The sequence below is a fragment of the Bradyrhizobium sp. USDA 4516 genome, assembly GCF_054055915.1.
Map to the genome: position 1 here is coordinate 4,322,029 of NZ_JBSRXT010000001.1, position 21,696 is coordinate 4,343,724.

Genomic DNA, 21,696 nt, shown 5'->3' on the forward strand with positions numbered 1-21,696 from the left:
TATCCATTCATTTGTCGCGGAAAAATCGGCAGGATATTGCTGAGAACGATGTAGTTCGGTAGGATCTACCAAATCGAGGGCCTCGCAATGGTCGAAGAGCAGGACGAGAAAATCCTCGCCGAACTGCAGAAGGACGGCCGCGCCACCAACCAGCAGCTTGCGGAAACCGTCGGGATGTCGACCTCCGCCTGCTGGCGCCGGGTCCGCGCCCTGGAAGAATCCGGCGTCATCTCAGGCTATTCGGCGCTGGTCGCGCGCGAGCGCGCAGGCTTTGCGACCTCCGCGATCCTGCACGTCTCGCTGGAGCGGCACGACGTCAAATTCGTCGACGAGTTCGTCGCCCGGGTGATGAAGCGCCGCGAGGTGCTGGAATGCTTCGCGACCACCGGCGACGCCGACTATCATCTGCGCGTCGTGGTGCGCGACATGGACGCCTACAACAAATTCCTCGACGAGTTCATGTTCCGCATTCCCGGTATCCGCCACGTCCGCACCAACGTGATCCTGAAGGAGATCAAGACCGGCGTGGCGTTGCCGTTTTGAGGTGACGACGATGATGGGGCCGCGCGCTCAATTTTGTCCCGTCACCCTGAGGAGGCCGCGTAGCGGCCGTCTCGAAGGGCGAACGGCCTTCCAGCCCGGCCGTGCATCCTTCGAGGCTCGCCCAGCGGCGCAAGTGCGCCGCAAGGCTCGCACCTCCAGCGACAAAGGCGAAGCCTTTGCGCGGGGATGACGGTCGAACCAGTCGGTAGGATGGGTAGAGCGAAGCGAAACCCATCCTGGTGCCGCGGGTTCGACTTGATGGGTTTCGCTACGCTCTACCCATCCTACGAAGATACGGGTCATGCTGCCTGTTCTGTCGACTTGGTCTTCAACAGAATCATGAACACCATGACATGGCTGACCAGCAGCAGCGGCACATAGAGCGCCGGAATATAGATGCCGGCGCCGAACAGGCCGGGATCGCCGATCTTCACGCCGTTGTAATAGGCGTTGAGAAGGTCCAGCGTGCCCCAGATGTTGAAGACCCAGACGATCGGAATCGCGATCGCCCACCGCCAGGACAGCGCCGCCATCGCAAGCAGCGCGAGAACGGCGGCGACGAGATCGCCCCATCCGACCTCGCTTGCGAAATCCGTGCTCAACTGCGGCGACACGAACCCGGCCACCATGAAGTTCATGCCCAGGAACCTGAACGCATGGAACGCTGCGAGCAGTCGGAGCGCGTTGTCACGTGGCATCGCGCGGATCGCCGGCCAGACGTAGGTGACGGCCACGACGGCACTTGTCAGAAACCCGCCGGCGACGCTGAGGACGAATGGAAGATTGAAGCCCGGGGGCATCGGCGGATTTCCTTGTTGTCGATCGGTTCGGTTGGCTTGCGTTCAGGACCTTGACGCTCAGGGCTTGGCGACGAGCAGGCGGAGCGGCAGCAGCGGGCCGACCCCGATGTACTCGTGATCCATCAGATCGAGCTTGGACAACGGCAGCCCTTCCATGATCGCGTGCGCCTCGGATACATCCTTGGCGTCGAGCAGCAAGACCACGCCGCGCCCGTCGGAGCGCGAATACCATTCGCGAATCTTGCCGTTGAGATAGAGCTGCACGGTCTGCCGGATTTCGTCCGGCATCACGGCCATCACCTGATCGCGGGTGACGCCGGCTTTCGCAGTGAGGATGACCATCACGCCTGTGGTGATGGTGGAGGCGGCTTGTGCCTGTACTTGGGCTTGAGCAGGGGAGGGAGCGGTCATGATGGTGGCGCCTGTCAGAGTGAGGGTGAGAGCCAGGATTGTGTGACGGATTGCTTGCATCGGTCGCATGTCTCCGTTCACGACGGATGTCGTGATGTCGCGTGAGCAGCGCGCGTCGCGTTGCTGCCGCTTGTGGCTCCGATGTAAGGCAGCTTTCCGCGAGCGACTATTCGCGATAATGTTCACGGGCCATGAAGCAGAACTTCACAGTCCGGCAGGGCGCGCTCGACGGCGTCGAGGCATTCCTTGCCGTCGCCCAGCACCGCAGTTTTCGCCGTGCGGCGGCCGAGCTCGGCGTCACGCCATCGGCGATCAGCCAGGCGGTGCGCGCCCTCGAGGCGCGCCTCGGCGCGGTGCTGTTCATCCGCACCACCCGCAGCGTCGGACTGACCGACGCCGGCGAACGGTTTCTGGCGCGCGCAAGACCGGCATTCGAGGAGCTGGTCGCGGCGAGCGGGGCGGCGCGGGAGCTCGGGCAGAAGCCCGCCGGGCTGTTGCGTCTCACCGTGCCGCGCTCGGTGGTGCCGATCCTGCTCGAGCCGCTGATCGCCTCGTTCTGCAAGGCCTATCCCGAGATCGAGGTCGAGCTCGCCGCCAGCGAGGAATTGGTCGACCTCGCCGCCGGCGGCTTCGATGCGGGCATCCGGATGGGCCAGTTCATCAATCCGGACATGGTCGCGGTGCGCCTGACCAAGCCGTTCCCGTTCGCCATCGTCGGCAGCCCGGACTATCTCGCGCGCCGCGGCCGCCCCAAGCGTCCGGACGATCTGCGCGCGCACGCGTGCCTGCGGCTCCGGCGGTCGAACGGAGGGCTCGCGCCGTGGTCGCTGAACGACAATGGCCGTTCGATCGAGCTTGCCGTGTCGGGATCCTTCATCGGCCATGATTTTCCGACGCTGGTCGGCGCCGCCATCGAAGGCGTGGGCCTCGCGCAAGTCCCCGCACCGCTGATATCAGGCGCCGTCAAGGAGAAGAAGCTCGTCCGCGTGCTGGAGCCATTCGCGCCGACGACGCCGGGCGTGTTCCTCTACTATCCCGGCCATCGCCAGATCATGCCGAAGCTGCGCGCCTTCATCGATCACGTGAAGAGCAGGCCGCGGGCCGCGCGGTGAGGAGAGCCCGGATTTGCATTGCTCGTTCACGTCATCTCGGAATGACGGGAGGGTCTAGGCGCGCTTCTGAGGATGCCAGTCAGGCACCGTCTTGACCATGTGCCAGACCAGCAGGTCGAGGGCGCGGGTCATGCCTTCCCGCGACCTGGTATTGGTGAACGCCGACCAGCAGAAATCGCCGCTGGTTCGCACCGAGATCGTCGTCGTTCCGTCCAGCAGGCCGCTGTGCCACCAATTATTGTTCGCGGTGACGAACAGGCCCTTGGCGTAGCGGGGGTTGATGGCGCTGGGGGTGCTCATGACGCGGAGGCTGTCGTCGGTCAGCAGCTGCTCAGTGTCCTTGAAGCCGTCGATATGGACGAACAGCGTCGTCAAATCGCCCGGCGTCGCAATCCAACCGCCGTGCGAATCCATCCGGGCGACGTTCATCCGGTACGGATCGCCGGTCTGGCTGTAGTATTTCACTTCGTTGCTTGCGCGCTCGCTCAGCGTATTGCCGGCAATCTGCATGTCGGTGATGCCGCATCGCTTCAGGACGGCGTCCTTGATGTATTGCTCGTAGCTCTGGCCGCTCAGCTTTTCGATCACGCGGCCGAGGATGCAATAGCCGAAGTTCGAATAGGCATAGGCTTCGCCTGGCGGACTGGTGAGCGGCATATGCTCCAGCGTCCAGCCGATCAGTTCGCGATGCTTCAGGTTCTGGTTCATGAACATCGGATCGCGAGACTGGTTTCCCCAGGTCCCGATGGTATGGGTCAAGAGATGCTCGACCGTGATCTGCTCGACATGGGAGCGAGACGAGCCGGGTGGCATCAAGCTTGGCAGCGTGGGTGTCGTCGGATAGTCCTTGCCGAGAATGGAGCTTGCGCCGAACACATAGTCGCCGAGCCGCAATTTGCCGGCCTCGATCAGGGTGAAGATCCCGGTCGAGGTCACAGGCTTCGATATGCTCGCGATCCGGAAGCGGTGTTGCGGGGTCAATGCTTCGCCGGTCTCCCGATCCGCAACCCCGAACGCCTCGACATAAGCCGGCTTTCCCTTGATTGCGATCGCGATCGAAAGACCCGGTACATCGTAGTCCTTCATGAAGTCGGCGGCCAGGTCAGCCATCTGCTTGCGTTGCTCCGATGTCGGAAGCTCCGCGGGCTGCTCGGCAAGGGCGGTCGACGGCCCGCAAACGATCCCTGCGGCCGATAGCAGGGAGCCCTGAAGTAACGTTCGGCGTGAAAGTGGCATGGCTGACTTGTCTGATGAGTGCGCGCGGACCTTATTGCGCTTTGCCCTGTGTTGTCACGATGCGAACGGCTGTGTGATCACGTCACGATGGCCCGTCGGGCAAATGCCGTCGCGAGAATGCGAGTGTGTGATCCACCAGCGGCGCCACAAACTCGCCGTCGTGCCGGCGAAAGCCGGGACGACAAATGGAGAGAGAAGCGACCCGGTCCATCACCGTCATGCTGAGGTGCGAGCGCAGCGAGCCTCGAAGCACGACGGCCCGGCTCTCGACGCAAGGATGGAGCGGTGGCCGTACATCCTTCGAGACGCGCTTCGCGCTCCTCAGAGCCTGACTGAAAAATGGGTGAGTGATCTCAGTGGGGTGTGATTCCATCGGATTTGCAAAGATTCGAGGGAGAGCACGATGCCCTGGACCAAGATCACTCGGGAGCAATATCGGCGGGACGATCTGCGTTATGCAAGCGATATGACCGATGCGGAGTGGGCGGTGATCAGACGCCTGTTGCCGCGAGCGAACCGGCGCGGCCGGCCGCGTAAGACGGAGCTGCGTCGTGTGATCGAAGCGATCCTCTATATCGTTTCGACCGGCTGCCAGTGGCGGGCGTTGCCGCAGGAGTTCCCGCCCTATTCGACGGTGCAGGGCTATTTTTATAGATGGCGGGATACAGGCCGGTGGCAGAGGATTGTCAGCGTGCTTGTCCGACGGGCGCGAAAAAAGCTTGGACGGACACCGAAGCCGACGGCAGCCGTGATCGACAGTCAAAGTGCGCCAACCACGCAAGCTGGCGGACCGCGCGGCTACGATGCAGGCAAGCGCATCTACGGCCGCAAGCGGCATATCGTGACGGATACCAATGGCCTCCTCCTTGGGGTTCATGTTCATCCGGCCAACGTTCAGGACTGCCATGGCGCCGTACCGCTGCTGAAGAACGTGCGGATGAACTTCCCCCGGCTGCGCCACGTCTTTGCCGACCGGATCTACCGCGGAAATCAACTCCTCGACGCGCTCTCAGACTGCGGTCCATGGACTGTCGAGATCGTCGAGCGGCCTCAAGGCGTCAAAGGCTTCCAGCTTCTGCCGAGGCGGTGGGTGGTTGAACGCACATTCGCTTGGTTCGGCAGATGCCGCCGCCTCGCCAAGGACTTCGAGGCGACGGTGGCAACCGAAGCTGCCTGGCTGCTGATTGCACACATCAGGCTCCTGACCCGCAGACTCGCGGCTGCAGCTAAGGTTGGGTGATTTATGAGTCAGACTCTCAGGATGACGGCTCTAAAGTGGTGCAAGCCGCCTCACACCTTCTCCCTCACGAACCTGTTCCGCAGCGTGCCGATGCCGGTGATGTCGATCTCGACCACGTCGCCGTCCTTCAGGTCCGGCGAGGCGCCGTCGGTGCCCATCCAGATCACGTCGCCGGGCGACAGCGTGAAATATTTGGTCAGTTCGACGAGGAACGGGACGATGCCGAAGATCATCTCGTTGGTGTGGAAGCGGCCGGTTTCCTTGCCGTTGACGCGGATCGCGGTCTCCATGCGGTCGAGGTCGACATCGGTCTCGATCCACGGGCCCATCGGCTTGAAGGTATCGGCGTTCTTGGCACGCCACAGCCCGCGATCCGCCTTCTGCCAGCTGCGTTCGGAGACGTCGTTGCCGATGGTGTAGCCGAACACGCAGTCCATCGCGTTGGCCTCGGTCAGGTGCTTGGCGGTCTTGCCGATCACGACGACGAGCTCGCCCTCGTAATGGATCTTCTCGGTCGCGCTCGCGGGGATCACGACGTTCTCGTCATGGGCGATCAGCGCGTTCTGCGCGCGGTAGCCGATCTCGGGACGATCGGGAACGTTCGGCACGGTGCCGGCCTTGTCGGCGGCCTCTTTGAGGTGCTTCAAATAATTCAGCCCGACGCAGTAGAAGGTGCGCGGGATCAGCGGCAGCTCGATCTTGACGTCCTTCAACGCATGCGTCTTCGACGTCTTGCTCCATTCGCCGAACGGATCGCCGTTGACGGTGGTGACGGTGTCGCCCTCGACGAGGCCCCAGGATGTATTGCCTGCGGCGGTGAATTTCAGCCAGCGCATGATGATGTCCCTCTATTCCGCGGCCTGCGTGCGGGTCTTCCAGGCGCCCGCGGCCGGGCGCTTGAGCCCGAGATTTTCGCGCAGCGTCGTGCCGGCGTAGTCCTTGTGGAACAGCCCGCGCTTCTGCAGTTCGGGCACCACGTGGTTGACGAAGTCGGCATAGGAGCCCGGCACGTAGCTCGCCGCGACGACGAAGCCGTCGCAGCCGCGATTGACAAACATCTCCTCCAGCCGGTCGGCGATCTCCTTCGGGCCGCCGACCATCGCGTCCTGCACCTGGCCGCGGCCGGAGAAGGTGATGAAGTCGCGGGTCGAGGGATTGGTCTTGCCGGAGGTGCGCAGCACGCCGTCGCGGATGCCGAGCATGCCTTGCATGCCCTGCAACTCCTCGGTGGTTAGCGGCTCGTCGATCGGTTTGGCGCCGAAATCGAAGTTGAGGCCTTCGGCGAGCAGCGACAACGCGTCGATCTCGAGCGGCAGCTTCTGGATCACCGCCATCCGGTCCTCGGCCTCGGCCTTGGTCGCGCCGGTGACCGGCGTGATCAGATTGCAGAGGAACATCTGGTCGGGATCGCGCCCGGCCTTGGCGGCTTCGCCCCGGATCGCGTCATAGCCCTGCCTGGCATTGGCGAGGTTGCGCGCCGCGGTGAAGATCACCTCACCCCAACGCCCGGCAAAGCGCTGGCCGCGGCCGGAGGCGCCGGCCTGGATCACGACGGGATGGCCCTGCGGCGAGCGCGGCACCGTGAACGGGCCGCGCGAGGTGAAGAATGTGCCCTTGTGGTCGAGCCGCTTCACCTTGGTCGGATCGGCGAAGCGGCCGCTCTTCTTGTCGATCAGCAGCGAACCGTCTTCCCAGGCGTCCCAGTGGCCGAGCACCACCTCCATGAACTCGTCGGCGCGGTCATAGCGATGGTCGTGCTCGAGATGCTGCTCGCGGCCCATGTTGAGCGCTTCGCCGTCATTGACCGACGTCACCACGTTCCAGGCGGCGCGGCCACCCGTCATCAGGTCGAGCGTGGCGAAACGGCGGGCGACGTCGAACGGCTCGAAATAGGTGGTGGAGGCGGTCGAGGCGAGGCCGAGCTTGGTGGTGACCATGCCCATCGTGGTCAGCACCACGATCGGGTCCATCTTCACGCAGCGGATGCCGTATTCGACGGTGTGGGCGTGATCGTTGCCGTAGCGATCGGGCATTGCGAGGCGATCGTCGAAGAACGCCATGTGGAACTTGCCGCGCTCCAGGATGCGCGCGATCTCCTGATAGTAGTCCGCCGACATCGAATCGTCGCGCGATTCCGGGTGACGCCAGGAGCTCGGCAGGTTGGTGCAGTTCTGCGCCTGCAAAAAGCCAACCAGCGCCATTTGCCGTGTCATGTCGTTCTCCTGTGTCCGCAACTATCAGCGAAGGTCGAGCTCATCGGTGAGCTTGTAATCGGCGGCGAGCGCCTTGAGCTTGTCCCAGGTCGCATCCTCGATCTCGATGCCGTCCTTGCGCCGCTGCTGCTCGCGCAGATATTCGATCTCGCCGGGATAGAACACGCCGCGGCTCCCTTCCGAGGGCGGCGTCGATTTCAGGTAGCGGGCGAAGTCGGCGACCTCCTTCCTGAAGTCCATGAGCGGACGGAATGCGGCGACGTTGAACACCGCCATGAAGCAGCCGTCGTTGTGTCGGCCGGTCGGCTCGACGCCGAAGCCGAGCCCGGTCAGGAGGCCGCACAGCACCTCGATCATCGCGGCAAGGCCCGAGCCCTTGTAGCCTTCGCTGCCGCCGAGCGGCAGCAGCGCGCCGCCCTTGCGGTAGTCTTTCGGGTCAGTGGTGTCGCGCCCCTCGGCATCGATGATCCAACCCTTCGGGATGCTCTCGCCACGCGCCACCGCGAGCTGGATCTTGCCGGCGGCGACTGCCGAGGTCGCCATATCGAGATAGAATGGCGCCTCGAGGTCGGAGGGCACCGCGATCGAGAGCGGGTTGGTGCCGAGCCGGGCCTCGCGGCCGCCGAACGGCGCCACGTGTTTCGGCGAGCGGCCGGAATCGGCGGCCGCAATCCCGATCATGCCTTCGCGCATCGCCATCATCGGGTAATGCGCGAGCCGTCCGACGTGGCTTTGGCGGAACACCGTGCAGGCCGCGACATTGGCGGTCTTCGCCTTGTTGATGGTCATCTCCATCGCCTTGGCGTTGACGTGGAAGCCGAAGCCCCAATGACCGTCGATCACAGTCGTGGTCGGTGTCTCCTGCACGATGGTCCATTTCGCGCCGGGCACGATGTGGCCGGCCTTGATGCGGTCGATATAGGTCGGGATTGCGATCACGCCGTGGGAGTCGTGGCCGGCGAGGTTGGCGTTGACGCAGCCGGAGGCGACTGCGCTGGCTTCCTCCTCCGATGCGCCGGCACCCTTGAGGAGTGCCGCGCCGATGCGCGTGAGACGGTCGGCCTGGACGATCGGCATGGGATTTTCCTCGCGGTCTGCCCGCGTGATGCGCGGGTCGTGCTTGCTGTTGTCGACGTCATGCTCTCAAAGCGCCGAGGGGCGAGCAAGGGCAGAAAAATCCGGGCGGCCATACCGCCAGCAGGGTGCTCGCCGCCGCGATTTCACGGAGTGGAACGGGCGCGGTCGCGATGCGGAATTTGGCTGCTCGGGCGGCGCGAGCAGGACGTCCATCCGCGCCTCGCCACCCTCCGCCTCAGGCTGGCACACCGGTGTCCGTAATATCCCGGAAAACCGCCGCCGGCGTTCGTCAGCCGTTTACTTTGTCGTGCAACTTGCCGGATACGCTAACCACCACTTAGGCCTCTCGCGGGCAATGTTCCCTGCCAGATTGGAGGGGTTGGCCCCCGGGCCTTCAGGAATCGTGCAGTCGAGCATCGGGCGTACCTTCGCGGCGTTGAGTGCCACCAACGAAGCGATCCTGTACGCGAAATCACCAGAAGAATTGTACGGCAAGGTCTGCGAAGCCGCGTTCTCGAGCGGGAGCTTCCTGGCCGCGACCGTGTTTTTGCTGGAGCCGGATACCGGTCTCTTGAGGTTCGCGGCTGGCTACGGCGACGATGTCGCGCGACTATGCAGCATCACCATTTCCGCGATCGCCAACACCCCGGAGGGCGAAGGCGTGGCCGGCCGCGCGTTCCGCGACCAGAAGGCCTGCGTCCGCAACGACTATGTCAACGACGCTGTTTCGGCGGCTTGGCGCAGCGGCGCGGCAGCGGCCGGCGTCGGGGCGGCCGCCGCGGTGCCGCTGGTTTGCAACCGGCGCAGCGTCGGCGTCTTCATGGTGACGCGGCGCGAGATCAATTCGCTCAGCGACGAGGCCGTTTCGCTGCTGGAGCGCATGGCCGCGAACGTGTCCTTCGCGCTCGATAATTTCGACCACGAGGCCTCGCGCAAGAGCGGCGAGCGGGCGATGCGTCGGCTCAACCGCATGTTCGGTGCGATCAGCGCAACCAACGAGGCGATCCTTCGCGCCAAGACCGAGCACGATCTCTATCAGCGGGTCTGCGATGCCGCGGTGTTCAGCGGAAAGTCCTTCGCGACGGTGGTGCTGCTGGCCGAACCCGACACGCACTGGTTCGAGCCTGTCGCCGGCACCGGCGAGGCGCTCGACCTGATCACCCAGACGCGCTTCTCGACCGATCCGGACAACGTCTATGGCAAGGGGATTTGCGGCGAGGCGTTCCGGACCCAGCGGCCCTGCGTCGAGCACGACATCCCGATATCGATGGGCCCGTCGCATATGCCGATCGGCGGCAGCGGCCTGATGGCCTGCGTGGCGCTGCCGCTCACCCGGTTCGGCAAGAGCGTCGGCGTCCTGATTTTCTTCACCGGCAATTCCTGGGCGCGCGACGAGGAGATCATCGCGCTGCTCGCGGGGATCGCCGAGAATGTCTCGGTCGCGCTCGACAATTTCGGCCGTGCCACCGAAAAGGCCAAGGCCGACGCCGAGCGCGAGCGGCTGTCGCGGATGTTCGCGGCGCTGAGCGCGACCAACGAGGCGATCATGCGCGCGAGGTCGCGGCTCGAGATGTTCGAGCTGGTCTGCGCGGCGGCGGCGCATGGCGGCGGATTCAACTCCACCAGCATCCTGATCGCGAAGCCCGGCGACGATTTCCTGGAGATGATGGCGGTCGCGGGGCCTACCGCGGCAAATGCGCGCCGCCTCAACGTCTCGCGCAGCGAGGCTCGCCCCGAAGGGCGCGGCGTCTGCGGCCGGGCGTTCCGCTCGCGGCGCGCCTGCATCAACAACGATTTTCTGGGCGACGTCGCCAGCAATCCGTTCCGCGACGTCATCGACCGCGAGGATGCGCGATCGGGCGCGGCGTTCCCGTTGATCGTCGACGACGAGCCGGTCGGCGTGATGCTGTTCATCTCCGCCAAGCGCAACACCTTCTCGGCTGAATTCGCCGAGCTGCTGCAGCGGCTCGCCGACAACGTCTCCTATGCGCTCGGCAGCTTCGACCGTGCCGACGAGAAGGCGCGGACCGAGGAGCAGAAGGAGCGGCTGCGGCGGATGTTCGCGGCGCTGAGCGCGACCAACGAGGCGATCATGCGGGCGAAATCCCGCAGCGAACTGTTCGATCTGGTCTGCGATGCCGCGGCGGTCGGCGGCCAGTTCGTCTCGGCCACGATCAGGCTGGTGCGGCCGGGCGAGGTCTTCCTGGACAATGTGGCCGCCTCGGGCCCGGACCGGGTGCGGGCCCGAGAGGTTCAGCTGTCGGCCGACGCGACGCGTCCGGAGGGACAGACGCTGACCGGCGTTGCGATCCGCACGCGCAGGCCCTGCATCAGCAACGACTATCTCAGCGATTTCGGCCCCGAATCGCACGTCTATCCGGCCGTGCGCGACAGCGGCAGCAAATCGGGCGCAGCCCTGCCGCTGCTCAAGAACGGCGAGGCGATCGGCGCGCTGGTGTTTCTCTCCAGCGAGTTCGGCACCTTCAGCCCGGAGATGATGGCGCTGTTGCAGCGGCTTGCCGAGAACGTGTCGTTCGCGCTTGCCAATTTCGATCGCGCCGACGAGAAGGCGCGGGACGACGAGCAGAAGGAGCGGCTGTCGCGGATGTTCGCGGCGCTGAGCGCGACCAATGAGGCGATCATGCGGGCGAAGTCCCGCGCAGAATTGTATCGACTGGTCTGCGCGGCGGCGGCGACCGGCGGCAAGTTCACCTCGACTACGATCGCGCTGGCGCAGACCGGAAGCGACTATCTGCGGATCGTCGCGATTGCGGGGCCGGCGGCGGAGGGCGCGCGCCAGGTGACGCTCTCGACCAGCGAGGCGCACCCCGAGGGGCGCGGCGCCTGCGGTCGGGCGTTCCGCTCCGGCAAGGCGTGCATCATCAACGACTATTTTGCCGATCCCGAGACCGCCGCTTTCCATGAGCGCGCGCGGCTCGATGGAACGCAGTCCAGCGCCTCGTTTCCGCTTGTTGTCAGCGGGCAGGTGGTCGGGGTCATGATCTTCGTCGCGATCGACAAGGACACGTTCACGCCGGAGTTCGCCGAATTGCTGCAGCGCCTTGCCGACAATCTGGCGTTCGCGCTCGAGAGCTTCGATCGCGCCGATGAGAAACACAAGGCCGACGAGCGCATCGAATATCTTGCCTCGCACGACAGCCTGACCAATCTGCCGAACCGCGAGACGTTCAACGAGATGCTGCATCACGCGATCTCGGCGGCGGATCGCCATCGCCGGCACCTCGCGGTGCTGTTCATCGATCTCGACCGCTTCAAGGTGATCAACGACTCGCTCGGCCACGACGCCGGCGACATGCTGCTGGTGGCGATCGCCGAGCGGCTGCGTGGATCGTTGCGCGCGAGCGACGTGGTGGCGCGGCTCGGCGGCGACGAGTTCGTGGTCATCCTCGAGGAAACCGCCGAACGCGACGACGTCGAGCGCATCGCCGGCGATCTTCTGGTTTCGCTCAGCCAGCCGCTGCAGCTCAGCGGGCATGAGTGCCACACCACGGCCTCGATCGGCATCGCGATGTATCCGGCCGATGGCTCGGACGTGCAGACGCTGACCAAGAATGCCGACATGGCGATGTATCTCGCCAAGGAAGACGGCAAGAATGGCTTCCGCTTCTTCTCCAACGAGATCAGGGCGCAGTCGATCGAGCGCTTGACGATGGAGAGCGCATTGCGCCGCGCACTCGAGCGCAAGCAATTCTCGCTCGACTATCAGCCCAAGGTGGACATGGCGAGCGGGCAGATCAGCGGCGTCGAGGCGCTGCTGCGCTGGACCCATCCCGAGCTTGGCAAGGTATCGCCGGGGCAGTTCATCCCGCTTGCCGAGGAGACCGGCCTGATCGTGCCGATCGGCCGCTGGGTGTTGAAGGAAGCCTGCGGGCAGAACATGGCGTGGCAGCGCTGCGGCCTCAGGGCCGTGACGATGGCGGTCAACCTTTCACCGCGGCAGTTCGGCGATCCGAACTTGCTCGACGACATCGACGCGGCGCTGGAGGAGAGCGGCATGTCGCCGGCGTTGCTCCAGCTCGAGGTCACCGAGAGCATGGTGATGCGCAACGTGACGCGTGCGGTGCGCGTGCTCGACGCGATCCAGAATCGCGGCATTCGGCTGGCGATCGACGATTTCGGCACCGGCTATTCATCGATGTCGCTGATGAAGCAGTTCCCGATCGACACCATCAAGATCGACCGCTCTTTCGTGCGCGACCTGCCCAATGATTCCGAGGACGTCGCGATCGCGCAGGCGATCATCTCGATGGGCAAGGCGCTTGGCATGACCATCGTCGCCGAGGGCGTCGAGACCTCCGAGCAGCAGGAGTTCCTGCGCGCCCATGCCTGCGACGAGATGCAGGGCTTCCTGTTCAGCCGGCCGCTGCCGCCGCGCGATCTCGCCGAATTGTTGAAGCCGTCGCAGGCAGAGGCGTCGCCGCCGTTGCAGCCGTCGCTGGATGGCGAGGCGACCAGCGAGGCCGGGCCGGATCTAGGGCGGAAACGCGCCGTCGTCTGACGGCTGCACGGGCAGGTCGCGAACGTCGGAATCGGTTGATGCGACCTTGCGCGAGAAATCATAGGGCCACGGCAGGATGTCCTGGCCGGCCAACGTCTGGCGCAACACAACGGCAGCCTCCGCAAAGCTCGCGCCGTCGGCAAGGCGGAGCTGGCGGCTCCAGGCGGATGGCAGCGGTTCGGCGGCATCGCGCATCTCGAATGCCGGCCCCCACCACCAGGCCGGAGCGGGCGGCCGTTCCGGTTCCGCAATGGCGCGCCAGCGCGCGAACTCGTCGACGATGCGGGCAAATTGCAGCTTGGCGGCGGGATGCATCGAAGGCCCTTCCTTGGGCCGGGATGATAGCATCGCTCCCACCTCGCGCAACGCGGCTATTGGCGGCCGTGCTGCCAATGCGCCGTCACGTCGGAGCCCGATTTGTTGAGGTGGACGTGCTGGTCGACATGGTCGACCCAGGACAGCGGAATGAGGTGATGGTGCTGACCGTCAGGCGAGCTTTGCTTGGTCAGCTTGATCTGGTCGGTGCCTTCCATGTGGTCGACCTTGCCGACCGTTTTCTTGTCCGACGAGATCACATCCATATGTTCCCGAATATCAGCGGCGTTTGCCATGCGTCATTTCCTCGTCATGATGATGAGGGGATGAAACGCCGCCTGGATGCAAAGGTTGCTAGCCGGTTCCGGCTACTTCTGCTCGACCTCGGTCGCGGTGGCCGGGCCTTCGCCCATGATCAGCAGCACGGCGTCCTCGTCCTTGGCGCCGTCCCAGTGCACCTGCTTGCCGAAATGGGTGACGAAGCTGCCGGCCGGCATCGCCACGGTGCCGTGATCGGGATCGAATTTTGGACCCGAGCCCACCCACCAGGTGCCCTTGAGCACCACGATGTAGCGGTCGTTGGGATGGAAATGCGGACGGCTGAAGTGATTGCCCTTGGTCCATTTGGTGTAGACCATGTAGAAGCCGGGCTTCGAGGGATCGCCGACCACGACCGCATTCTGTGCGCCGCGCGCGTCAGCCGGGCTCCAGGGAATCTGATCAGGCAGCTTGTAGGTCACGGCGGCCGGATTGAGCTCGGCCGCGGAGCTGACGCTCAGCGTCGCGGCAAAAGCCAACGGCATCATCAGATATCGCCAAGGTCGGTTTGACGCCGTCATCGGTATGCTCCCAGATCGGATTACTCGGGCGACTGCCGCGCCCGTACGTCGCGCCATGCTAGTCGTCCTCGCTTCCGCCCGGCAAGACGCCGCCGTGCATGTCTGATCTCAGGATTGCGGCAACGATCCGTGACACAACGCAGTTGCAATATGAAAAAGCATTTACGCCGCCGCAGACGATGATAGGTTGCGCGCCAACCAAAAGACGGGAGGATAACCTTGAAGAAGCATCTGTCGATACTGGCGGCGGGACTTGTGATCGGTGCGGCCGCGCTGCAATTTTCCACCGCCGCCTCGGGGGACGACGGCTGGGTCACGCTGCTCGACAGCTCCAAGAAGGGTGACTGGGACGAGGTCGGCAAGGCCAATTGGGCGATGAAGGACGGCGCGCTGGTCGCCGACAAGCTCGACGGCAAGGATCTCTCCTATCTCGTCAGCAAGACCCAATACAAGGATTTCCAGATCAGGGCGGAGTTCTGGACCGACGAGGATGCCAACAGCGGCATCTTCATCCGCTGCGAAGGCAACAAGGTGATCGACTCCAAGGTCTGCTACGAGGTCAACATCTTCGACAAGCGGCCGGACCCGACCTACGGCACCGGCGCGATTGTCGACGTCGGCAAGGTCGATCCGATGCCGAAGGCGGCCGGCAAATGGAACGTCTACGAGATCACGGCGCAGGGGCCGCATTTCGTCGTGACGCTGAACGGCCAGAAGACCGTCGACGCCCAGGATTCCAAGCACGCCAACGGCTATATCGCGCTCCAGTATGGTTCGGGCGTGGTCAAGTTCCGCAAGGTGCAGATCAAGCCGCTCTGACGGCGCGGGTTGAGCGGGGCCTCGGTCGCACTGCGACGGGGCCCCTCCTCATTGAGGAGCACTGTCGGTCGCAGAGACCTTCCGATCGTCACTCTGCGTCCGCAGATGATGGCCGATCACGAGCCCGGTCAGGCACAGCAACAGCCCAAGTGCCGGCGGCGCAAACAGCGCCTCTTCCTGGAAGATGCCGTTCACCAGCACGACCATCGTGCCGAAAGCGGCGAGCCCCTGGATGAGGAATCCCGACGAGGCGTAGAGCCGCCAGGCCTTCAGCGCCATCGCCAGGAAGTAGCCAAGCGGCACCAGTGAGCCGATCCCCATCTGGTAGAGCAGCACGCCGACGGCGCTCTCCACCGCGCCGTCCATCGTGCCGGCCGCCTGCGCTGCGTTCCAGTCGATCGAGAAATAACCTTCGGAGAGATTGCCGCCGACGCCAAGTCCGCGGCCGATCGGATTCTGCCGAAAGCCGTCCCACCCGCCCATGAAGCCGATCACGTGGAAGTCGCCGATCTGGAGTCCAATATAGATCGCCGCGATGGCGTACAGCACGAGCCCGACCAGCGCGACGGCAAGGGTGATGGTGGCGCCGAGCAGCCAGGTTGCCGTCCAGGCCAGGGCCACGAAGATGACCAGGATGAGCGCGCCTTTTACGCTACAGCAAATCAGCAGCGGGATCGCGGCCAAGGCCAGCCAGCGATATCCGACCGCGAACAGGAACAGGATGGAGAAGGCGATCCCGTAACCGAAGCTGATCGGGCTCATATTCGGTCCGAAGATACGCAGCAACGACGAGAGGCCGAGGTCTTCGAACAACGGGCTGTTGAGAAAGCTGAAACGGAAGCGATCGATCAGATCCACCGGCACCCTGCCGGTTGCGCGCATCTCGGCTTCCCAGGATCCGGAACGGGTCGCCTTCAGCTCGTCGAAATGCCAGAACGTGTAGCCGTTGGTGATGGAGAGCCAGAAATCGCGGAACAGCAGTTCGACATATCCGCAGACGATCAGCAGCGCCGCAACCGTCACCAGGAACGGCGTGATGCGGATCTCGAAGGTTGCGGCCGTCAGCAGCGATAGCTGAAACAGAAACAGCGGCAGCGCAATGTTGCGCAGATAGACGAGGGCCGCGTGCGAATCCTGCGTGGCGCCGAGCAGGAAATACGCCGTCACGGTTGCGAGGGTGAACGACCCCCATTTCATGATCTGGTCGATCTCGGCGGAATGTTTCCGCTCGTGCAGCGCGTAGAGCGCCAGCGTGACCAGCCACATCACCGCGATGACCAGGAAATTGTAGCCCTTGACGAAATCCATCTCCTGCTCGGTCGTCATGTAGGACGACAGGATCGAGACGAAGAGGTTCTGGAAGAAGATGATGAAGATGGCGATCGACGGCGCGTAGGCCGGCACCGCGAGCACGATGGCGCAGCCGATCAGGCTTTCGACGACGATCGCGAGCCCGGCGTTGGCCGTCTGCATGATCGGCGCGAATGCGATCGATGCCACGGCGATGCCGAGTGCAGGAATCAGATCGCCGGCCAACAGCGGCCGCGGGGCTATCTCTGCTCGCACAGGCTCTGACCTAGCGTGACCGGACGTGTGGGCGTGCCACACCGCATCGTCGATCTAGCCGCGCATTGTGTAAGAACTGGTTAACCAGATGGGTCAGCGGGTCCCGAGCAAGGCCCTCAGCGCCTCGCGGTCGACCTTGCCAGTGACCGGGTCGGCGAGGCCGAAGCCTTGCGACAGCTCCCAATGAGTCCAGCCCCAGCATTGTTGCCGGGCGTAGGCGGTCACGCCGGCGAGCCAGCGCAGCCGGCTATCGCGCGGCGCGCCGGCCTTGAGCACACCGAATTCATTGATGATGATCGGCCGCGAATATTGCCGTTGCCAGGCGGCCGCCGGTTCGAGCCATTTGTCAATGCCGCGGTCGGGAATGGCACGGTCCACCATCGCGAGCGCCGTGCGCCTGTCCAGCGCGGTGAGTTGCTCCCGCAGCTGCTGAACCTTGGGATCGTCGGAGCGGACCGGATAGGGCAATCCGGTGACGTCGTGCAGCGGTTCATTCGGATCCCAATGGGCCTGATGGGTGAACACCATCGGATCGTAGAAGTGGATGGCATAGACGACATTCGGATCGTCGAGCGGAGTGAAATCCGGCAGCGAATCCGCGCGCTGCCAGTTGACCGGCCCGGTGACCAGTGTGGTCTGCGGCAGCAGGGCGCGAATGAAGCCGGCCAGCTCCCGGACTTCGCCCTGCCATTGCGCGGCCTCGACATCCGGCTCGTTCAACAGTTCCGCAAACACACGGTCGGACGGATAGCGCTGCATGACCCGTGCGAGCTCGGTCCAGGCGCGCTTCATTTCGGTCATCGCATTGGGCGGATCGTCCTTGTGTAGCGCGTTGAAGCGCTCGCCGGAGTGCAAGTCGATCGACACCGCATAGCCGAGCGCGAGCAGGGTCTTGAGCGTCGCATCGACGGTGCGCAGGCGGCCGTCTATCTCGGCTTTCGCGGCGAAGCGCGGCATGACGAAGTCGGCGGGCACCGGCAGCCGGATGTGGGTCATGCCGGCCTTGCGCAGCTCGCGCAGCAGGCCGCGGGGCGGCGCCGACCGCGGATCGGCGATCCAGCCGTCGGCATTGACGCCGCGTGACAGCGCCTCGAGCCGCTCGGCCGGGACGCCTTCGATCAAGGCGGGACAGGCCCGCGCGGCGACCGACAGCAGAATCGACGCGCTGACCGCGAGGGCAAGGATCGATGGCCGCGTCATGACCGATCAGCGTGCGATGGTTGTCGCGGGATCGTGACGGGTTGCGGGGCGCTCACGAATATACTGCCTGTAGTGTTCGAGCCGGCCGGGGTCGCGGGGCGTCGTCCGAAAGATAGCTCGGCCAAGCAACGATGCGGTAAAGACGTAACACGAAATTTGACCTATGCGCCTTCGTCGACTGTCCAAGGCGACCCGTCGCGAAGAGGATTGAGCCGCCGGTGCGGCGCGCCGCTAGATCCCTCGGACCACGCCCGGCTGGCCCGGTGCGCATTCCAGCGCAGCACGGTCCCAGTTCGCGTTGATGGCCGCGGCCTCATAGCTCGATTGCAGGAATTCGAGCAGCGCCTTGTCCGGGTCGGCAGCCGTCCGCACGGCGTCGTAGGGCAGGATGAATTCGCCAAGCGCCTCGCTGAAGAACGCAGCATCGGGCCGTACCGGCGTGTTGCGATAGCCCGCGGGTTCCGGATAGGCGTAGGAATAGAATGCCGGATAATCGATCGCGCCGCCGCCCGGCCAGAAGCCGGCGCTGCTGACCTCGTGCGAATAGGCTTCGTGCGCCACCTCGTCGGGCAAATGGGGCACGCCGCCGGGATGCCGCGGCGCGGTTCTGCCGGAAAAGCGCGTCACCGCGAGATCGAAGCTGCCCCAGAAGAAATGCACCGGGCTCGCCTTGCCGAGGAAGCCGGTCCGGAATTGCTTGAACACGCGATCGCAGTTCACGAGGATCTGGTGAAACCGGCGCACGGCATCCGCGTCGTACGACGCATGCTGCGTATCCTGCGAAAAGCGGATCGGATCGGCGACTTCGTTCGGTATCTCGTCAATGGCGACGTCGATGCCGAGGTCCTTCAGATTGCTCATGACCGCCGCGTAGAAGCTTGCGACCGATTGACCGGCCAGCGCGAATTGCCGTTCGGTGCCGTCGCTGGTCGAGATGCGGAGCACGTGATCGATGAAATCGAAGTCGATCTGGAACGTGCGATCGCCGTCGGGGATCGGCGAGGTCGTCAGCCCGCGCGCCGTGACATAGAGCGTGACGTGCCAGGAGTGATTGAGCCAGGGCGACTTCGCCAGCCGGATCTTGCCGGCGATCTGGGTGAAGAGCTGGAGCGTGGCACAGCTGTCGCGCCACGCCGCGGTCGGCAGTTCCGGCCAGCGGGTCTTCTGTGTGTTGGTCATGACAAACCTCTGGGCTGCGCAACGTACAGTGTTTCGGCTATTACGAATTGGTCGCGATGACCTCGGGGGAACCGATCCTCTGGTTCCGCGCGACGTGCTCTGGTCGGCGAAGCGCACGAACGCGCTTTGCCGTCAAACCGCACGTAGGTTAGTTCGCGGCCCAAGCTCCGTGGCCCTCACCGGCGGCATATCGTCGAGGGCGGCAATCCGGCGGTCAATCTCACGGATCACGTGTTTCGAGAATGGCCCGAAATGCAAATACAGCGCCATCAACATCACGATGTAGCGAAGCGCGCCCGGATTGGACTTGGCGACCTCAACGAAGGTCTTCCAGAACGGTTCGTGGACCTCCGGCAGGGCACGCATGATCGTGTGCACGCCCTCGATGCCGCCAAGCCTCTTGCGTATGTCGCCATCCGGCAGGTCGCGACGCCGGTCGGACCGGTCGAGCATGGCGGCGAGCCGCGACAGCCGTCCTGCATAGGCCGTCGGGTCGAACACGTGCCCGATCACGGCCTTGTAGTCCTCAAGGATGTCACGCAGCGGACGTATGGTGTCGAAATTGCAGCCGAGCGTGCATTGGTCGCCCGCCTGCTCGACTTTCATGAGATCGTGGCCTTCGTGCAGGCGGCCTTCCTTCGCCAGCCGCCGCGTCAGCTGTGTGCCCGGCAGTGCATAGAGCAGTCCAACCATGCAGACTGGAATGCTCGCCTCCTCGATGAAGTCGATCATCGCGTGCCCCATCGAGGCTTTCTCGGTATCGAACCCGACGATGAAACCCGCGGTGACGAACATGCCGTAGCCATAGATCTTGTGAATGCATTCGGCGATGTCGCGCCGGGTGTTCTGCTTCTTCTTCATCTGCACGAGGGTCTCCGGATCCGGGCTCTCAATGCCGACGAAAATCCCGAAGAAGTTCGCGTCCTTCATCGCCTGCAACAGCTCGCTGTCGTCAGCGATATTGATCGAGGCTTCCGTCGAAAACTCGAACGGATAATCTCGCTCCTCCAGCCAGGCTTTGAGCTGCGGCAGCAGGATGCGGAGGTTTTTCTTGTTCCCGATGAAATTATCGTCGACGAAATCGACATGTCCGCGATAACCGTGATCGTAGAGCGCTTGCAACTCAGCGAGAATTTGATCGGGGGTCTTGGTGCGCGGCACACGACCATACAGCTCGATAATATCGCAGAACTCGCAGGTGAACGGGCAGCCACGCGAATATTGCACGCCAATGAAGAGATAGTGCTCGAACTTGATCAGGTCATAGCGGGGCATCGGGCTTAGCGTGACGTCGATCTTGAATTTCTCGGCGATGAACACGCCCTTGCGCTCTCCACTTTCCCAGGCGGCGACAAATTGCTGAATGATTTGCTCTGCCTCACCGATCACCTGGAAGTCCGCGTCGGCGTAAAGATGCGGGCTGGAGGAGACGTCAGGTCCGCCGACACATACCGGCTTGCCGTGCCGGTGTGCGAGATCGATCAGGTGGAGAAAATCAGGCTGCTGGTTGAGCATGCCGCCGATCATGACAAGATCGGCCGAGTCGAGATCGGCGTCCGTCAAGGGCTCGGTGTTACGGTTGATGAGGCGAATATCCCAATGCTTCGGCAGCATGGCGGCGACGGTGATCAGTCCGAGCGGCGCCGCCGGATACTTCGCATCGACGAGTTCACAAGCTTCCGTATAGTTCCAGAAGGAGTCCTGAACGAACTTCGGATAGATCATTAGGACGCGACAGGGAACCGTCATGTTGCTCCGGCCTGGATATTGACGGGCACGATGACACGCGGCTTGTCGCCGCTCAAGGGCTCAATTCGCGGCCAATTGTCAGGCAATCCTGGGCATGGACGCCTATTACGTCGATTATCGGCCTTTCTTGGCGTCTGTTGGCGTTCCAGCAGCGATCGCTCTTGCGCCGTTGTCCGGGAACGACGTCGCGACTTAGGCAGGGGCGGCAATCGTGAACGAGAATGCCGCCCCCATCGCATCAGCCGTGAAGTTTTCTCGCGGTTTCCGCGATCGCGCGGCCCTGATAGCGGGCGCCGGCGAGTTCGTTCTCGCTCGGCTGGCGGCTGCCGTCGCCGCCGGTGATCGTGGTTGCGCCGTAGGGCGCGCCGCCGGTGACCTCGTCGAGCTTCATCTGTCCGGCAAAGCCATAGTTCAGGCCGACCACCGTCATGCCGAAATGCAGGAGGTTGGTGATGATCGAGAACAGCGTGGTCTCCTGGCCGCCATGCTGGGTCGCGCTCGAGGTGAAGGCGCCGCCGACCTTGCCGTGCAGCGCGCCCTTGGCCCAGAGGCCGCCGGCCTGGTCGAGGAAGTTGGCCATCTGCGAGGCCATGCGGCCGAACCGGGTGCCGGTGCCGACGATGATCGCATCGTAGTTGGCGAGATCGTCGATCTTGGCGATCGGCGCGGCCTGGTCGAGCTTGTAGTACGAGGCCTTGGCGACTTCGGCCGGTACCAGCTCGAGGACGCGCTTGATGTCGACGGTGGCGCCGGCTTCGCGCGCGCCTTCCGCGACGGCATTCGCCATCGCTTCGATGTGACCGTAGGCGGAGTAATAGAGAACGAGAACCTTGGCCATGATGGCCTCCTTGTGGTTTGGCAGTAGGGTGAAGTTAAGG

The 21,696-nt window shown here is 64.0% G+C and carries 19 protein-coding genes; 5 read left to right on the top strand and 14 right to left on the bottom strand.

Annotated features, from left to right (window positions below):
* Positions 1–87 precede the first annotated feature (87 nt).
* A complete protein-coding gene (locus ACVI1L_RS20040; RefSeq protein WP_057015467.1) occupies positions 88–543 on the top strand; it encodes an Lrp/AsnC family transcriptional regulator in 456 nt (151 codons plus the stop codon).
* A gap of 299 nt (positions 544–842) precedes the next feature.
* On the opposite strand, the gene ACVI1L_RS20045 is transcribed toward ACVI1L_RS20040, so the two are convergent.
* Together ACVI1L_RS20045 and ACVI1L_RS20050 are read right to left on the bottom strand one after the other, a co-directional pair.
* Entirely contained in the window at positions 843–1,343 is a 501-nt protein-coding gene (locus ACVI1L_RS20045; RefSeq protein ID WP_076827596.1) for a hypothetical protein, read from the bottom strand.
* Positions 1,344–1,400: 57 nt separating this feature from the next.
* Positions 1,401–1,754 carry a hypothetical protein gene (locus tag ACVI1L_RS20050; protein ID WP_310885481.1) on the bottom strand — a complete coding sequence of 118 codons (354 nt, stop codon included), beginning with the start codon at positions 1,752–1,754 and terminating at the stop codon, positions 1,401–1,403.
* A 191-nt stretch (positions 1,755–1,945) separates the two neighbouring features.
* Here ACVI1L_RS20050 and ACVI1L_RS20055 point away from each other — a divergent pair, with 191 nt between their 5' ends.
* The gene (locus ACVI1L_RS20055) at positions 1,946–2,866 is read left to right on the top strand and encodes a LysR family transcriptional regulator (protein ID WP_076827592.1); all 921 of its coding nucleotides are present in this window, start codon (positions 1,946–1,948) and stop codon (positions 2,864–2,866) included.
* A 54-nt stretch (positions 2,867–2,920) separates the two neighbouring features.
* On the opposite strand, the gene ACVI1L_RS20060 is transcribed toward ACVI1L_RS20055, so the two are convergent.
* Positions 2,921–3,976 carry a serine hydrolase domain-containing protein gene (locus ACVI1L_RS20060; RefSeq protein ID WP_456783611.1) on the bottom strand — a complete coding sequence of 352 codons (1,056 nt, stop codon included), beginning with the start codon at positions 3,974–3,976 and terminating at the stop codon, positions 2,921–2,923.
* Positions 3,977–4,505: 529 nt separating this feature from the next.
* Between ACVI1L_RS20060 and ACVI1L_RS20065 the strand changes: the two genes are divergently transcribed.
* The gene (locus tag ACVI1L_RS20065) at positions 4,506–5,342 is read left to right on the top strand and encodes an IS5 family transposase (protein ID WP_076824982.1); all 837 of its coding nucleotides are present in this window, start codon (positions 4,506–4,508) and stop codon (positions 5,340–5,342) included.
* A 50-nt stretch (positions 5,343–5,392) separates the two neighbouring features.
* Here ACVI1L_RS20065 and ACVI1L_RS20070 read toward each other — a convergent pair whose 3' ends face one another.
* From ACVI1L_RS20070 to ACVI1L_RS20080, 3 genes are read right to left on the bottom strand one after another with little or no spacing between them, the layout of a single operon-like run.
* The gene (locus tag ACVI1L_RS20070; RefSeq protein ID WP_076827590.1) at positions 5,393–6,178 is read right to left on the bottom strand and encodes a fumarylacetoacetate hydrolase family protein; all 786 of its coding nucleotides are present in this window, start codon (positions 6,176–6,178) and stop codon (positions 5,393–5,395) included.
* Between the two features lie 12 nt (positions 6,179–6,190).
* On the bottom strand, positions 6,191–7,555 hold the full coding sequence (locus ACVI1L_RS20075) for an LLM class flavin-dependent oxidoreductase (RefSeq protein ID WP_076827588.1): 1,365 nt from the start codon (positions 7,553–7,555) through the stop codon (positions 6,191–6,193).
* 24 nt (positions 7,556–7,579) lie between these two features.
* A complete protein-coding gene (locus tag ACVI1L_RS20080; protein WP_057015461.1) occupies positions 7,580–8,632 on the bottom strand; it encodes an Ldh family oxidoreductase in 1,053 nt (350 codons plus the stop codon).
* Positions 8,633–9,035: 403 nt separating this feature from the next.
* Between ACVI1L_RS20080 and ACVI1L_RS20085 the strand changes: the two genes are divergently transcribed.
* Positions 9,036–13,151: a bifunctional diguanylate cyclase/phosphodiesterase gene (locus ACVI1L_RS20085; RefSeq protein ID WP_456783612.1), complete on the top strand. Its 4,116-nt coding sequence runs from the start codon at positions 9,036–9,038 to the stop codon at positions 13,149–13,151.
* Here ACVI1L_RS20085 and ACVI1L_RS20090 read toward each other — a convergent pair.
* From ACVI1L_RS20090 to ACVI1L_RS20100, 3 genes are all read right to left on the bottom strand, one after another.
* Positions 13,125–13,466 (bottom strand): hypothetical protein, encoded by a 342-nt coding sequence (locus ACVI1L_RS20090; RefSeq protein ID WP_076827584.1) that lies wholly within the window; start codon positions 13,464–13,466, stop codon positions 13,125–13,127. The genes ACVI1L_RS20085 and ACVI1L_RS20090 overlap by 27 nt on opposite strands.
* A 56-nt stretch (positions 13,467–13,522) precedes the next feature.
* Positions 13,523–13,762 (bottom strand): DUF2171 domain-containing protein, encoded by a 240-nt coding sequence (locus ACVI1L_RS20095; protein WP_456783613.1) that lies wholly within the window; start codon positions 13,760–13,762, stop codon positions 13,523–13,525.
* A gap of 72 nt (positions 13,763–13,834) precedes the next feature.
* The gene (locus ACVI1L_RS20100; protein ID WP_057015484.1) at positions 13,835–14,272 is read right to left on the bottom strand and encodes a cupin domain-containing protein; all 438 of its coding nucleotides are present in this window, start codon (positions 14,270–14,272) and stop codon (positions 13,835–13,837) included.
* A 252-nt stretch (positions 14,273–14,524) separates the two neighbouring features.
* Between ACVI1L_RS20100 and ACVI1L_RS20105 the strand changes: the two genes are divergently transcribed.
* Positions 14,525–15,124 carry a 3-keto-disaccharide hydrolase gene (locus ACVI1L_RS20105; protein WP_057015457.1) on the top strand — a complete coding sequence of 200 codons (600 nt, stop codon included), beginning with the start codon at positions 14,525–14,527 and terminating at the stop codon, positions 15,122–15,124.
* Positions 15,125–15,172: 48 nt separating this feature from the next.
* Here the strand turns inward: ACVI1L_RS20105 and ACVI1L_RS20110 are convergent, their stop codons facing one another.
* From ACVI1L_RS20110 to wrbA, 5 genes are all read right to left on the bottom strand, one after another.
* Positions 15,173–16,660, bottom strand: a complete 1,488-nt coding sequence (locus ACVI1L_RS20110; RefSeq protein ID WP_456783614.1) for a hypothetical protein — start codon at positions 16,658–16,660, stop codon at positions 15,173–15,175.
* Between the two features lie 123 nt (positions 16,661–16,783).
* The gene (locus ACVI1L_RS20115) at positions 16,784–17,890 is read right to left on the bottom strand and encodes a glycoside hydrolase family 5 protein (protein ID WP_076827578.1); all 1,107 of its coding nucleotides are present in this window, start codon (positions 17,888–17,890) and stop codon (positions 16,784–16,786) included.
* Between the two features lie 231 nt (positions 17,891–18,121).
* The gene (locus ACVI1L_RS20120; protein ID WP_076827577.1) at positions 18,122–19,069 is read right to left on the bottom strand and encodes a DUF5996 family protein; all 948 of its coding nucleotides are present in this window, start codon (positions 19,067–19,069) and stop codon (positions 18,122–18,124) included.
* Positions 19,070–19,201: 132 nt separating this feature from the next.
* A complete protein-coding gene (locus ACVI1L_RS20125; protein WP_076827575.1) occupies positions 19,202–20,818 on the bottom strand; it encodes a B12-binding domain-containing radical SAM protein in 1,617 nt (538 codons plus the stop codon).
* Positions 20,819–21,056: 238 nt separating this feature from the next.
* Positions 21,057–21,656: an NAD(P)H:quinone oxidoreductase gene (gene wrbA / locus ACVI1L_RS20130; RefSeq protein WP_456783615.1), complete on the bottom strand. Its 600-nt coding sequence runs from the start codon at positions 21,654–21,656 to the stop codon at positions 21,057–21,059.
* Positions 21,657–21,696: the final 40 nt, after the last annotated feature.